At 70.7% G+C, this 13,291-nt stretch carries 12 protein-coding genes; 4 read left to right on the forward strand and 8 right to left on the reverse strand.

Going from position 1 to position 13,291, the window contains the following annotated elements; translation table 11 throughout:
* The first annotated feature begins 190 nt into the window (after positions 1-190).
* A complete protein-coding gene (locus ACIQBL_RS04980) occupies positions 191-2,698 on the forward strand; it encodes an ATP-binding protein (protein WP_401936845.1) in 2,508 nt (835 codons plus the stop codon).
* 97 nt (positions 2,699-2,795) lie between these two features.
* Here ACIQBL_RS04980 and nucS read toward each other — a convergent pair whose 3' ends face one another.
* A complete protein-coding gene (nucS, locus tag ACIQBL_RS04985) occupies positions 2,796-3,467 on the reverse strand; it encodes an endonuclease NucS (RefSeq protein ID WP_401936848.1) in 672 nt (223 codons plus the stop codon).
* Between the two features lie 253 nt (positions 3,468-3,720).
* Here nucS and ACIQBL_RS04990 point away from each other — a divergent pair, with 253 nt between their 5' ends.
* Positions 3,721-4,113: an SCO5389 family protein gene (locus ACIQBL_RS04990; protein WP_317887470.1), complete on the forward strand. Its 393-nt coding sequence runs from the start codon at positions 3,721-3,723 to the stop codon at positions 4,111-4,113.
* Positions 4,114-4,194: 81 nt separating this feature from the next.
* Here the strand turns inward: ACIQBL_RS04990 and ACIQBL_RS04995 are convergent, their stop codons facing one another.
* Entirely contained in the window at positions 4,195-5,223 is a 1,029-nt protein-coding gene (locus ACIQBL_RS04995) for an LLM class flavin-dependent oxidoreductase (protein WP_401936849.1), read from the reverse strand.
* A gap of 221 nt (positions 5,224-5,444) precedes the next feature.
* On the opposite strand from ACIQBL_RS04995, the gene ACIQBL_RS05000 reads away from it, so the two are divergent.
* Complete coding sequence (locus ACIQBL_RS05000; protein ID WP_401936851.1) at positions 5,445-5,777, forward strand: ATP/GTP-binding protein; 333 nt, start codon at positions 5,445-5,447, stop codon at positions 5,775-5,777.
* 13 nt (positions 5,778-5,790) lie between these two features.
* Here the strand turns inward: ACIQBL_RS05000 and ACIQBL_RS05005 are convergent, their stop codons facing one another.
* The 5 genes from ACIQBL_RS05005 to ACIQBL_RS05025 form a co-directional block, all read right to left on the reverse strand.
* The gene (locus ACIQBL_RS05005; RefSeq protein WP_401936854.1) at positions 5,791-6,663 is read right to left on the reverse strand and encodes an ABC transporter permease subunit; all 873 of its coding nucleotides are present in this window, start codon (positions 6,661-6,663) and stop codon (positions 5,791-5,793) included.
* Complete coding sequence (locus tag ACIQBL_RS05010) at positions 6,660-8,141, reverse strand: ATP-binding cassette domain-containing protein (RefSeq protein WP_401936855.1); 1,482 nt, start codon at positions 8,139-8,141, stop codon at positions 6,660-6,662. Before ACIQBL_RS05010 ends, ACIQBL_RS05005 begins: the two co-directional genes overlap by 4 nt.
* Positions 8,142-8,284: 143 nt before the next feature.
* Positions 8,285-9,055, reverse strand: a complete 771-nt coding sequence (locus ACIQBL_RS05015) for an ABC transporter permease (protein ID WP_401936860.1) — start codon at positions 9,053-9,055, stop codon at positions 8,285-8,287.
* 1 nt (position 9,056) lies between these two features.
* On the reverse strand, positions 9,057-10,031 hold the full coding sequence (locus tag ACIQBL_RS05020; protein ID WP_401936863.1) for an ABC transporter ATP-binding protein: 975 nt from the start codon (positions 10,029-10,031) through the stop codon (positions 9,057-9,059).
* 9 nt (positions 10,032-10,040) lie between these two features.
* Positions 10,041-11,234 carry an MDR family MFS transporter gene (locus ACIQBL_RS05025; RefSeq protein WP_401936866.1) on the reverse strand — a complete coding sequence of 398 codons (1,194 nt, stop codon included), beginning with the start codon at positions 11,232-11,234 and terminating at the stop codon, positions 10,041-10,043.
* A 297-nt stretch (positions 11,235-11,531) separates the two neighbouring features.
* Here ACIQBL_RS05025 and ACIQBL_RS05030 point away from each other — a divergent pair, with 297 nt between their 5' ends.
* Positions 11,532-12,110 carry a TetR/AcrR family transcriptional regulator gene (locus tag ACIQBL_RS05030; protein ID WP_401936869.1) on the forward strand — a complete coding sequence of 193 codons (579 nt, stop codon included), beginning with the start codon at positions 11,532-11,534 and terminating at the stop codon, positions 12,108-12,110.
* A 73-nt stretch (positions 12,111-12,183) separates the two neighbouring features.
* Here the strand turns inward: ACIQBL_RS05030 and ACIQBL_RS05035 are convergent, their stop codons facing one another.
* The gene (locus tag ACIQBL_RS05035; RefSeq protein ID WP_019060749.1) at positions 12,184-13,119 is read right to left on the reverse strand and encodes a cellulose-binding protein; all 936 of its coding nucleotides are present in this window, start codon (positions 13,117-13,119) and stop codon (positions 12,184-12,186) included.
* Positions 13,120-13,291: the final 172 nt, after the last annotated feature.

A 13,291-nucleotide genomic window follows, 5' to 3' on the forward strand; every position in this document is an offset into this window, starting at 1 on the left:
GTGACGTCTCGGACGGCGCGGTACCCCGCCCTGTCGTAGATACTGTGCGAAGGTTTAGGGTTCGGTCGCCCGCTGCATGACAACCCTTCGAGCGGGCCCGGACCAGAAGCGACAGCGCGGTGTGCACAAGGCCGGGAGGGGCCTTGGGTCCTGTCGACCCGCACACGACGCTTTTGGGGGGCTTGGACCTATGGACCCGATCGACCGGGGACCCGAGGAGTACGGCCATGACGGCGACGGCACCGCGTCGCCCCAGCGCCCGCCCCGGGAACCCCTCACACCCGACTTCGGCCAGCACACACCGGCACTCGCCCGCACCGTGCAGCTGGTCACCGGTGACTTCCTGCTCACCGTCAACCCCGTCGACGGCAGCGAGATCGAGGCCTGCCCGCCCGGGCAGCGCCCCGACCGGCCCGTGAAGCTCGGCGCCGCCGACCGCGCCGAGACCGACCGCGCGGCCAAACCGCCCGTCCCGCCCGGCCTGAACCGCCCCGAACTGCCGCTCCTGGAACGCCAGGAGGAGCGCGAGCGTCTCGTACGACTCCTCGCCCGCGGCCGTTCCGTGCGCCTCACCGGCCCCTCCGGCTCGGGCCGCACCAGCCTGCTCGACCTCGTCGCCGACGACTGCCTGGACCTCGCCCCCGACGGCGTGATCCGCCTCACCGGCTTCCACCGCACGGCGACCGACCTGCTCTACGACCTCTTCTACGCCGTCTACGACGCGCCCCTGCACCGGCCCGACCGGGAGGAACTGCTCGCCCTGACGCGGGAGATCGGCGCGGTCGTCGTCCTCGACGACATCGAGTTCGGCGCCACCGCCCTGGACGAGCTGCTCGACGCGACGCCCGAGTGCGCCTTCCTGATCGCCGCCACCCCGGAGGTACCGGCGCCGTCCGCGGACTCCGCGATCGAGGAGGTCTTCCTCGGCGGTCTGGCCAGGCCCGGTGCCGTGGAGGTCCTGGAGCGGGCCGTGGGCCGCGTCCTCACCGAGGAGGAGGCCAACTGGGCGGGCGACCTCTACTTCGAGTCCGAGGGCCTGCCCCTGCGCTTCGTCCAGGCCGGCGCCCTGCTCCGGCAGCGCGACGAACTGCGCGTCGGCACCAGCGCCGTCGAGGAGTTCGGCGTCTTCCAGGACGCGCTCCCGGCCGACGCGTCCTTCGACACGGCGCTCGACGCCGACGAGGAAGACGCCGTACCCCTGCCGTCCCTCGGCGAGGCCGCCGCGCCCGCCTCGCTGCTCGCCTCCCGGCTCAGCAACTCGGCCCGCGCCACCCTGCGCTTCGCCGTCGCGCTCGGCGGCGAGGTGCCGCACCAGGCGCATCTGCCCGCACTCGTCGGCGACACCCACGCGGACGCCGCCCTCGGCGAACTCGCCGGCTGCGGACTGGTCTCCCCGGTCGGCTCCCGCTACCGGCTCGCCGCCGGCGTCCAGACCCAGCTGGAGGCCGCCGGATACGGCGACGACGTCGACTCCGGCGCCCTCATCGCCGCCCTGCACTACTCCTGGTGGGCCGGACACCCCTCGGTCACACCCGAGCGCGTGTGCGCCGAGGCGGACGCCCTGCTCGCCGCGCTCACCGCCCTCGTACCGGCGACGACACCGCCCGGCGAGGGCGAGGAGAGCGCCACCGTCGAACTCGCCCGTACGGCAGCGCCCGCGTTCGCCGCCGGACTGCACTGGAGCGCCTGGGAGCGGGCGCTGCGCTCCGGCGCCGAGGCCGCCGAACTCGCCGGGGTCGTGGGCGAACAGGCCTACTTCCACCACGAGTTGGGCGTCCTCGCGCTCTGCGGGGGCGACCTCGACCGGGCCCGTGCCGAACTGGAGACCTCCCTCGGCCTGCGCGAGGCCGCCGCCGACAAGCGCGGCACCGTCGCGGGCCGCCGTGCCCTCGCCCTGGTCGCCGACCGCTCGGGCATCACGCTCGGCCTCGTCTCCACGGCCGGCGAGGAAGTGCCGGACGCGCGCTACGAGGAGTCGGCCTCGCCGCCCGGCGGGACACCGGCGCCCTTCCCGCCGCTCCAGTCGCCCGGCGAGACGTACACCCTCGTCTCCCACCAGGCCTCGGCCCCGACGCCCCACAACAAGGCCAGGGGCGGGCTGCGCGGCTACGCCCGGCGCAACCTCGTCGCGGCCGGCGCGGGCGTCCTGCTCGCCGCCGTCCTCGGCACGGTCGTCACCCTCGGCGCCACGTCCAACAACAACGCCGACAACCCGTCCGACAAGGTGGGCGTCAACCCGTCCGCCAGCCAGGGAAACTCCGACGACAGCCTCGGCGCGGACCCGGCGAAGAAGGGCGACAAGAGCGACCCGGGTTCGGCGACCAGCAGCCCGACCGACCCGGGCCCCGACGGGACCTACGGCACGTCGGACGACCCGACGCCCCCGTCGAGCAGCGGCACCCCTTCGGACAACCCGAGTGGGACGAGCGGCAGGCCCACGTCGCCGACACCGTCCAGGTCCACGACGACGAGGCCTTCTTCGCCGAGCCCGTCCACGTCGAAGCCGACGACTCCGACCACTCCGGCGTCGCCGACCACTACTCCGCCGACGGACACCACGACGCCGTCGCCGTCGGACTCGTCCAGTGCGCCGGCCACTGACACCTCGGCGAGCGGCGCGGCCTCCTCCAGCGCCCCCGTCGACACGACCAGTTCGGCCGCCCCCGCGAGCAGCGCCGCTTCGGGTGCCGTGATCTGACACCCCGTACGAAGCGAAAGGGCCGGCTCCGATGATCGGAACCGGCCCTTTTCGGCGTAGTCGAAGTCGTGCGAAGTCAGTGTCGGGCGACGTCTGTTCAGAACAGGCGCAGCTTGTCGTCCTCGATGCCGCGCAGGGCGTCGTAGTCCAGGACCGTGCAGCCGATGCCGCGGTCGGTGGCGAGGACGCGGGCCTGGGGCTTGATCTCCTGGGCGGCGAAGATGCCGCGGACCGGGGCGAGATGGGGGTCGCGGTTCAACAGCTCCAGATAGCGCGTGAGTTGCTCCACGCCGTCGATCTCGCCGCGCCGCTTGATCTCGATCGCGACGGTCTGGCCCTCGGCGTCCCGGCACAGGATGTCGACCGGGCCGATGGCCGTCATGTACTCGCGGCGGATCAGCGTGTAGCCGTCGCCGAGGGTGTCGATGCGGTCGGCGAGCAGCTCCTGGAGGTGTGCTTCCACGCCGTCCTTGATCAGGCCGGGGTCCACGCCGAGTTCGTGCGAGGAGTCGTGGAGGATCTCCTCCATCGTGATGATGAGCTTCTCGCCCGCCTTGTTGATGACGGTCCAGACGCCCTCGTCGTCCCCGGAACCCTCCTTCAGCGTGCAGGGCGGCGACATCCAGTTGAGGGGCTTGTAGGCCCGGTCGTCCGCGTGGATCGAGACGCTGCCGTCCGCCTTCACCAGGATGAGACGGGGGGCGGAGGGGAGGTGGGCGGTGAGCCGGCCCGCGTAGTCCACTGAACACCGGGCAATGACGAGACGCATGGTCCGCAACGCTACTCGACGGGCGTGGGTGCACGCGATTCGCCCTGGAAAACCCCTGACGCCCCTTGTTCATTCATGGCCGATTGTGGGCCCATTGAGAGTTCTCTATGTACGCATTCTCCTGGTGCCGCCACCCTCCGTTGCCTACCGTATAAACGGGAGGTCGCGAGACATGTACGCAGCGTGTTCGTCATCGCGAACTCCCTTACCTGTCCGGCAACCCCCGCGAGCTGGGGGTGCGAGAGGAGAACCCATGTCGCTCGACGTCTCACCGGCCCTACTCGAAAAGGCCGAGCGAGGCGAGGTCGACGAAGCTGAATTCGTCGACTGCGTCCGGACCTCCCTGCCTTACGCATGGGAGATGATCAGCTCCCTGGTGGCTCAGCTGAAGGTCGACGGCGGTGCGTTCGCCGACAACCAGACGCCGCCGCCGGACGAGCAGGCACGCGGTCAGTTGCTGCGTGCGCTCGCGAGTGACGCGATACGCGGCGCGCTGCAGCGGCACTTCGGTGTACGGCTGGCCTTCCAGAACTGCCACCGGGTCGCGGTGTTCCCGTTGGACGGTTCGGTCGACGAGAAGCTGGCCCGCTTCACCTCGGTGCGCAGTCAACTGCTGAACCAGTCCCCGGAGTTCAGGGACTGCTGACGCGGACGACGGCGCACTGCTTGCCGCTCCGTACGCGGGAGGTGCTTTTTGTACTGGGGCGGCAAGCTCCCCGCGGATCGTTCAGCCGAGGTGGGGGAGCACCTCGGCACCGAGCCGCCGTACGTTCTCCTCGGTCGCCGCGAGGTCCCCGGACCCCTCGACGAGCAGCGCGAAGCGGGAGATCCCGGTCCGCTCGGCGGTCGCCGCGAGCCGGTCGACGCACAGCCGCGGGGTGCCCACCGGGTGCAGCCCGCAGAGGAGTTCGGTGTACGCCAGCGGGTCGCGCATCCGGCGCTCGCGGTCGTCCACCGTCACATGGGCTTCCAGCCCCTGCTTCAGCCAGCCCGGCATCGCCTTCACGAGGGCCTCCACGGCGTCCGCGCGCCGGTCGGCGATCTGGCAGACCCCGGCCGACACATGGGCCGCGCCGAGGACCTCCTCCGCCGGCCGCCCGGCCGCCCGCGCCAACTGCCGCCACAGGCCGACCATCTCGGCCTTCTCCTCGTCCCCGACATGCATGCCGAGCAGCATCGGCAGGCCCCGCTCGGCCGCCAGCCGCACGCTCGCCGGCGAGGTGCAGGCGACGACGACCTCGGGGCCCGGCACGTCCGACAGCGCCTCCGACGGCCTTGGCACGACCGGGACTTCACGGAAGGCGAAGCGGTCCCCGGTGCCCGCGACCGACGGTTCGCGCAGCCAGTTCATCAACAGATCGAGTGATTCCGGGAATCCCTGTTCGTACGCCGCGAGGCCCGCGCCGAACACCTCCAGGTCCACCCACGGCCCGCCGCGCCCCACACCCAGCGAGAAGCGCCCGCCGCTCGTCACGTGCAGCAGCGCCGCCTGCTCGCCGAGGGCGACCGGGTGGACGGTGGGCAGTACGCTGACCGCGGTGCCGACCCGGATGCGCTGGGTGCGGCCCAGCAGCAAGGCGGCCAGGGTGACCGCGGACGGGCATGTGCCGTAGGGCACGAAGTGGTGCTCGGCCAGCCAGACCGTGTCGAGGCCGGCCTCCTCGGCGACCTCCACCGAGCGGACCGCGCGGTGCAGGGCCTCCCCCTGGCCCTGCCCCGGGAACTGGGCCGCCAACACAAAACTTCCGACGCGCATGGCATTTCCTGCTTCCTTGGCTCCGACACGGAGCTCCCCCACCGGGCATAACCGCCCGACACGTGCCGAGGACACGGCCTGGCAAAGAGATTTGCGGATTGTCTGCAGAATGGGCGGCCCCGAGGGGGACTTGTGTGGGTTGATGCCCTTCGCATACCCCTGCGCGCGCCCCGTAGGCTGGACACAGCCCTTGCCTCCTGTATAGCCCCGTGAGGTGTTCTGTGTCCCCGCGTCGCAACCGACCCAAGGAGTCCGGTCCCTCCGGCCCCAGTGCCGACGACGACCGCTCGGGCCGCTACGGCGGCTGGCAGTCCACGGAGCTCTGGCAGGGCGAGGAGTGGAGTGTGCGGCACGTGGCGGGGGCGAGCGCCCAGGGCAAGACGTACCGCTGCCCCGGCTGTGACCAGCAGATCCCCTCCGGCGTCCCGCACGTCGTGGCCTGGCCCGAGCACTCGGGGGTCGACGAGCGCCGGCACTGGCACAAGGCGTGCTGGAACGCGAAGGACCGCCGCACCACACGGGTGCAGCGGTCCAGGAACGCGCCGAAGTTCTAGTACGTGTTGTGTCTCACACGTCCCGCTTCTCCAGCAGCGCGACGGCGCCGGCGAACGCGACGGCCGTCACCCCCACGATGATCCACAGCGGGTCCCAGCCCGACGGGCCGGTCTCGGTGAGGGAGTTGGAGTAGAAGACGCTCAGCTGGTTCGGGATCGAGTACTCGAACAGCTTCTCGCGTACGGTCTCCAGCGACTGCGAGAACATGAACAGCGCGATGACCAGCGGGGCGAGCACGGCACCGATCATGATGGTGATCGCGCCCGCCGAGTGCCGGATGATCGAGCCGACGATCAGCGAGAGCAGCCCGAGCAGCGCGATGTAGAGGGAGACGCCGACGGTCCCCTTCAGCCACTCGGAGGCGGACGGGTTCTTCGCGCCGTTGCCCTCCAGCAGCGAGGCGTCCACGAAGGCGATGAACGTCGAGGCCACCAGCGTGACCACGAAGGCCACCGCGAAGAACACGATCGACTTCGCCGCGAGGACCCGGCCGCGGCTCGGGCACGCGGTCATCGTCGTGCGGATCATGCCGGTGCCGTACTCCGAGGCCGTGGTCAGCACGCCGAGCGTGATGATGCACATGCAGCCGAGCAGCAGCCCGAAGAAGCCGTAGGAGAGCGGGTTCTCGCCGTGCAGCTCCGAGGACGAGTTGCTGACCACGACGCCGGCGAGCAGACCGATGCCGACGACGAGCACCACGAACACACCGAGCGTCCAGAGCGTCGAACGCACCGACTTGATCTTCGTCCACTCGGAGGCGAGCGCATGCCCGAGATGCGTGCGCACCACCGGGATCGGCGAGGTGTACCCGCCGTACGAAGGACCGGGCGCCGCCTGCCAGTTGGGCACGGCTGCCGACGGCATCGGGGGCTGGGGCGTACTCATCGGGCGTCCTCGGGCTTGGTCAGGTCGGCGGCGGGGGAGGCGGGCTGCGCGGGGGCGGCGTCCGCCGGAGCGGGCGCGGACGGTGCCGGGGCGGCCTGGGGCGGTTGCGCGGCCGAGGGGGTGGGCGCGGACCGGCCCGGGGCCGAAGTCGCGGACGCGGCCGGAGCCGCACCGGGAGACTCAACCGCAGGCACGGGCGCGGCCGGGATCGCATCCGCGACCGGAGCGGGGGCAGGAGCGCCGGCCGGGGCCTGAACCGCCGGCGCACCCTGCGCCTGGAGCGCGGCCTGCGGCGCGCCCTGAGGCTGCTGTGCCGGTGTCTGCGGGGCCATGGGGGCCGGAGCCCCGTACGGGCCGGGCATGCCCCCGCCGGGCGCCGCAGGGGCGGCGTACGGGTTCGGGGTGCCGTAAGGATGCGCCGGGGGCCGGCCCATGGCGAACGGCTGGCCGCCCTGCTGCGGGGCCGGCGGTGCGTACCAGCCCGGCTGGCCCTGTCCCGGTACCGGCATCGGCGGCTGGGCGCCCGGCGGCAGCTGCTGCATCAGGCCGGCCTTCTGGTCGGTCGTCGAGCGGTAGTCGACGGCCCCCTGTGTCATCCGCATGTACGCCTCCTCCAGCGAGGCCTGATGCGGGGACAGCTCCCACAGCCGCACGTCCGTGTCGTGCGCGATGTCGCTGATGCGCGGCAGCGGCAGTCCCGTCACGCGCAGCCCGCCGTCCTGCTCGGGCAGCACGTGCCCGCCCGCCTCGGTCAGCGCGGAGGTCAGCTTCTCGCGCAACTGGGGCTCGGTGTCCGGGGTGCGCACGCGCGCGAAGTCGGCGGAGTTGGCCGAGATGAAGTCGCGCACGCTCATGTCCGAGAGCAGCTGCCCGCGCCCGATCACGATCAGATGGTCCGCCGTCAGCGCCATCTCGCTCATCAGGTGCGAGGAGACGAAGACGGTACGGCCCTCCGCCGCGAGCGCCTTCATCAGGTTCCGCACCCAGAGGATGCCCTCGGGGTCGAGGCCGTTGACCGGCTCGTCGAACAGCAGCACCTGCGGGTCGCCGAGGAGCGCGGCGGCGATGCCGAGCCGCTGGCCCATGCCGAGGGAGAAGCCCTTGGAACGCTTTCTCGCCACGTCCTGGAGGCCCACGACCCCGAGCACCTCGTCCACGCGCCGGGCCGGGATGCCCGACAGCTGGGCCAGGCTCAGCAGGTGGTTGCGGGCGTGCCGGCCGCCGTGCACGGCCTTGGCGTCGAGCAGGGCGCCGACCTGTCTGGGCGCGTTCGGCAGCTTGCGGTAGGGGAAGCCGCCGATCGTGACCTGGCCCGACGTGGGGTTGTCCAGGCCGAGGATCATGCGCATCGTCGTCGACTTGCCCGAACCGTTGGGCCCGAGGAAGCCGGTGACCGCACCGGGCCGCACCTGGAAGGAAAGGTTGTACACGGCGGTCTTGTCGCCGTAGCGCTTGGTCAGGCCGACAGCCTCGATCATGCTCCGCACCCATCGAAAGGATCAGGACAGCAGGGCACACGCCCCCGTAAGGGTTAGGAGGATATCGGGGCGCTGACGGTTCCGCCCAAGGGAAAGTAAAGCTGTGGCCGTAGAGCTGTCGCCGTAGAGCCGTGGCCGTGGAGCTACGCGTCCCGGCGCTTCAGGAGGACGTAGGCCCCGGCGAGCGCCGCCGCCACCCACAGCGCCATGATCCCGAGCCCGCCCCACGGTCCGTACGGCGTGGAGTCGTCGACCGGGGTGACCACCTGCATGATCTTGCTGCCGGCCTGGTCGGGCAGGTAGCGGCCGATCTTCTTCGTCGCGGAGACGTTGCCGAGGATGTTGGAGATGAGGAAGAAGAACGGCATCAGGATGCCCAGCGACAGCATCGGCGAGCGCAGCATCGAGGCGACGCCCATGGAGAACATCGCGATCAGGGTCATGTAGAGCCCGCCGCCGATCACCGCGCGCAGCACGCCCGGGTCGCTGATCTGCGCCTTGTGGGAGCCGAGCATCGCCTGTCCGAGGAAGAACGTGACGAAGCTGGTCACGAGTCCGACGACGAGGCACAGCCCGGTGGCCACCGCGATCTTGCTGAACAGGAAGGTGCCGCGCTGCGGTACGGCCGCCAGCGAGGTGCGGATCATGCCGGTGCTGTACTCGTTCGACACGACGAGCACCCCGAACACGATCATCGCGAGCTGCCCGAGACTCATCCCGGCGAAGCTGATGAACGTCGGGTCGAAGGACAGCTTGTCCTTGGCGCTCATGTCGTCGAACTGGCTCTTCGACAGCGCCGAGATCAGCATGCCGAGCCCGATCGTCACCACGAGGGCGAGCGAGAGCGTCCACACCGTCGACGCCACGGAACGGATCTTGGTCCACTCCGACCGGATGACCTGGGTCGCCGCCATGTCAGCCCTTCTTCCAGCCGTCGCCCCAGCCCTGCTGCTGCGCAGGTGCCGCGGGAAGGGGCGCGGGTGTGTCGGAATGCGCGTGGTACTCCACCGACTCCGCGGTCAACTGCATGAACGCCTCCTCCAGGGAGGCCTGTTGGGGACTCAGCTCGTGCAGCACGAGCTGGTGCGACGCGGCCAGCTCACCGATCTGCTCGGACCTGCCCCCGTCGACCTCCAGGACCCCGCTGCCGGACTCGACCACCGTGATCCCGGCCTGGTGCAGCACGTCGAGCAGCCGCTCGCGCTGCGGGGTACGGATACGGACGTACGACCGCGAGTTCTGCTGGATGAAGTCGGCCATGGAGGTGTCGGCGAGGAGCCGGCCCTGGCCGATGACGACGAGGTGATCGGCCGTCAGCGCCATCTCGCTCATCAGGTGCGAGGAGACGAAGACCGTACGGCCTTGTGCGGCAAGGGACTTCATCAGGTTGCGGATCCAGTGGATGCCCTCGGGGTCGAGCCCGTTGACCGGCTCGTCGAACATCAGGATCCGCGGATCGCCGAGCAGCGCGCCCGCGATACCGAGCCGCTGCCCCATGCCCAGCGAGAACCCCTTGGCCTTCTTCTTCGCCACACTGGTGAGGCCGACGGTGTCGAGCACCTCGTGCACCCGGCTCTTCGGGATGCCGTTGCTCTGCGCCAGGCACAGCAGATGGTTGAAGGCGCTGCGCCCGCCGTGCATGGCCTTGGCGTCGAGGAGGGCGCCGATGTACTTCAGCGGGTCCTTGAGGTGGTCGTAGCGCTGGCCGTCGATGCGTACGTCACCTGCGGTCGGCCGGTCGAGACCGAGCATCATGCGCATGGTCGTCGACTTGCCGGCGCCGTTCGGGCCGAGGAAGCCCGTGACGATACCCGGCCGCACGGCGAAGGTGAGGTTGTTCACCGCCACCTTGTCGCCGTACCGCTTGGTCAGCCCCGAGAGCTCGATCATGCGGCCACGCTAAGACGGCCGTTCGGCGGATGCCACCCGAACGGGCAAACAGAGCCCGACGAGGCAGGCAACAACGGTGAACGCCGTCGCCCAGGCGAACGCGTGCGGGAAGGCCGTGGTGCCGTGCCCGTGCGCGAGGACCGTCGCCAGTACGGCGGTGCCGACACCGCCGCCGAGCTGCTGCACGATCCGGACGGTCGTGCTCGCGTGCGGGATACGGGCGCGGTCGAGACCCTGGTACGCGCCCACCATGACGGCCATGTTGGCCGCGCTCATCCCCAGCCCGCGCACGACCAGCGCGACGGTGAGCAGTACGGCACCGGGGCGCGCGAGGATGAAGGGGAGGGTGCCCAGCACGCACAGCAGCATGCCCGCCACCACGACCGGGCGCGGCCCGAGCCGGTCGGTCAGCGGTCCGGTGACCCGGGCCAGCAGACTGCCCACCCCCTGCGGCGCCAGCAGCAGCCCGGCCGCGAGCACGCCCTCACCGCGCACCTGTTGGTAGTAGAGGGGGAGCAGGAACATCCCGCCGAACAGGGCGAGCCCGTTCAGGAACATCAGCAGCGAGGAGACGGCGAACGCGCGGTCTCGGAACAGCCGCAGGTCGACGAGGGGTTCGCGGGAGCGCAGCGCGTGACGGGCGAACAGGGCGATCAGTACGGCGCCCGCGGGGATCGCCGTCGCACGGGCGACACCGGTCTCGGAGAGGCCGTAGACGAGGGTCGCGAGGCCGGGGGAGAGGAGCAGGAGGCCGGTCAGGTCCAGGTGGTGGCCGGGGCGAGGGGTGTCCTTGGGGACGCCCCGCCAGGCGAGGGCCAGGGCCACGAGGCAGACGGGCAGGTTGACGTAGAAGATCCAGCGCCAGCTCAGGTGGCCGACGATCAGGCCGCCGAAGACCGGGCCGAGGATCGGTACGACCACGACGGGCAGGGTGATCGCCGCCATCAGGCGGCCGAGGGGGCGACCGCCGGTGGCTCGCATCACCAGGGTCTGCATGACGGGCAGCAGCAGTCCGCCGCCGATGCCCTGGACGACCCGGAAGGCGATCAACGAGCCGATGTTCCAGGCGAGTCCGCAGAGCAGCGATCCGGCGAGGAACAGGGTCAGCGCGCCGAGCCAGACCTGCCGGGAGTCGAAGCGTTCGACGGCCCAGCCGGAGACCGGGACGACTGTGGCGAGGGCCAGGAGATAGGCGGTGCTCACCCTCCCCCACTGCCTTAAAGGCGTGGGGGGACCCCCATCGGCTCGTCGTGGAGGCGTTCAGGTCGTGGCCCAGGGAGTGCAGGGCGATGGAGACGATCGTGCTGTCGAGGAGCGGGGCGAGGGCGCCGAGGACGAGGACGCCGGCGAGTTTGCGGACGGCGGGGTCCAGGCGTTCGGAGGAGCGGACGGTGGTGGCAGGCAAGGTGAGACCCCCTTTAGAGACGTTGCGTCTCTAAAGGGCCACGATAGGCTGGACTCGATAGGAGACGCAAGGTCTCCTAGTGGGAGGTGCCGGGGATGACCGGAGAGCAGACGCGGCGGCGCGGGGCCGCCCTGGAGGCCGACATCCTGGACGCCGTATGGGAGGAGCTGGCCGAGGTCGGCTATGCCCGCCTCACCATGGAGGGCGTCGCGGCCCGCGCCAGGACCGGTAAGCAGGTCCTCTACCGGCGGTGGGCCAACCGCGCCGAACTCGTCAAGGCCGCCCTGCCGCACCGCACCGGCTTCATCGTCGACCAGGTTCCCGACACCGGGGAGCTGCGGTCCGACCTGCTGAGCCTGCTGCGGCTGATGGTCGAACGGCAGCGGGAACTCGGCCCGGACGTCATCCGGGGCCTGCTCGCGGAGGCGACCGATCTGGATCCGAAGGTCTTCGGGATCATGCACGACATCCTGCTGACGCTGCTTCAACGGGCCGTGCGGCGGGGCGAGATCCCCACCGCCGACCTGCCCCGACGGGTCGTCACCGTCCCCGCGGAACTGCTGCGTTACGAGATGTTCCTCTCCCGTGACCTGGTCGCCGACGCCACCCTCGTCGGGATCGTCGACGACGTGTACCTGCCCCTGCTGGCCGGGCACGGCCGAGACGCGGCCTGATACGGCCGGGACACGGCTGAGGCCCGCACCCCCCGAAGGGAATACGGGCCTCAGCCGTACGACAGATACCTGCTTACCGGGACTGCTGAGCCGGAACTCCACGAGAGATCGGCTCGTCCTCGACCGGCGAGCTCGCGGCGGCCACCGCGGCGCCGGTGAGCGTGGCGAGCATCTCGCGCACGTTCGTCAGCTGCGCGTTGATGCTGTCGCGACGGTTGGTGAGGGCGGCCAGCTCGCGCTCGGACTCCGAACGGATGCGGTCGGCCTTGGCGTTCGCGTCGGCCACGATGTCCTCGGCCTGGCGCTGAGCCGTCTCCACCGTCTGACGGGCGCGGCGCTCGGCGTCCGTACGCAGCTTCTCGGCCTCCAGCCGGAGCTGCTCCGCGCGGTGCTCGATCTCCGCGAGGCGCTTCTCGGCCTTCTGCTGACGGGACGCCAGGTCGCGCTCGGACTGCTCGCGCCGCTTGGCGAGGTTCGTCTCGAAGTCGGCGGCGGCCTGCGCGGCCTTGGCGCGGGTCTCCTCGAAGAGGGCGTCGGCCTCCTCGCGCTTCTGCTGCGCGTCCTTCTGGGCCTCGCCACGCAGCTGGGCGGAGTCGCTCTTGGCCTTCTCGACGATCCGGACGCCCTCGTCCTCCGCCTTGGCCTTGCGCTCCGCAGCGAACGATTCTGCGTCGTTGCGGACCTGCTGAGCAGCGGACTCCGCGAGTTCGCGGTGCTGCTCGGCCGCGCGCCGGGCCTCCTCGCGCAGATCCTTGGCCTCTTCCTCGGCGAGGCGGAGGATCTTCTCGACCCGCGCGCCGAGCCCGGCGTACGACGGCTCGGCGTCGCTTACCTGGGCCGCGGCGTTCTGCGTTTCGAGGTGGAGCTCCTCGATGCGCTTTTCAAGAGCAGTGATACGAGCCAGAGCGCTGTCACGGTCGGAGACGAGCTTCGAGATGCGTTCGTCCACCTGAGCGCGGTCGTACCCACGCCGCACAAGCTCGAAGCCGTAGGGGGAAGTGTCGCTCATGGGGTTCCTGTCGAATGAGACCGGTGAGGTGATAGGGGGAATCCTAGGGGCCGAAGCGGTGTGTCATCGAGCGGATGCGTGTTTGATCTGGAGAATGACACCCCTTTTGAGTGGCTAACCGTCGGACCGCTTGCCAAAGATTTGCTCAAAGGCCCCAGAACACCCCGAACCT

Origin of the sequence: Streptomyces sp. NPDC088350 (assembly GCF_044753545.1) — a bacterium.
Lineage (GTDB): Bacteria > Actinomycetota > Actinomycetes > Streptomycetales > Streptomycetaceae > Streptomyces.

Bases quoted from the DNA above. Each gene is read 5' to 3' on its own strand.
- ACIQBL_RS05005 (WP_401936854.1), bottom strand. From the start codon at position 6,663: ATGAGTACGCCCCAGCCCCCGATGCCGTCGGCAGCCGTGCCCAACTGG.
- ACIQBL_RS05015 (WP_401936860.1), bottom strand. From the start codon at position 9,055: ATGGCGGCGACCCAGGTCATCCGGTCGGAGTGGACCAAGATCCGTTCC.
- nucS (WP_401936848.1), bottom strand. From the start codon at position 3,467: ATGCGTCTCGTCATTGCCCGGTGTTCAGTGGACTACGCGGGCCGGCTC.
- ACIQBL_RS04995 (WP_401936849.1), bottom strand. From the start codon at position 5,223: ATGCGCGTCGGAAGTTTTGTGTTGGCGGCCCAGTTCCCGGGGCAGGGC.
- ACIQBL_RS05010 (WP_401936855.1), bottom strand. From the start codon at position 8,141: ATGATCGAGGCTGTCGGCCTGACCAAGCGCTACGGCGACAAGACCGCC.
- ACIQBL_RS05030 (WP_401936869.1), top strand. From the start codon at position 11,532: ATGACCGGAGAGCAGACGCGGCGGCGCGGGGCCGCCCTGGAGGCCGAC.
- ACIQBL_RS04990 (WP_317887470.1), top strand. From the start codon at position 3,721: ATGTCGCTCGACGTCTCACCGGCCCTACTCGAAAAGGCCGAGCGAGGC.
- ACIQBL_RS05020 (WP_401936863.1), bottom strand. From the start codon at position 10,031: ATGATCGAGCTCTCGGGGCTGACCAAGCGGTACGGCGACAAGGTGGCG.
- ACIQBL_RS05035 (WP_019060749.1), bottom strand. From the start codon at position 13,119: ATGAGCGACACTTCCCCCTACGGCTTCGAGCTTGTGCGGCGTGGGTAC.
- ACIQBL_RS04980 (WP_401936845.1), top strand. From the start codon at position 191: ATGGACCCGATCGACCGGGGACCCGAGGAGTACGGCCATGACGGCGAC.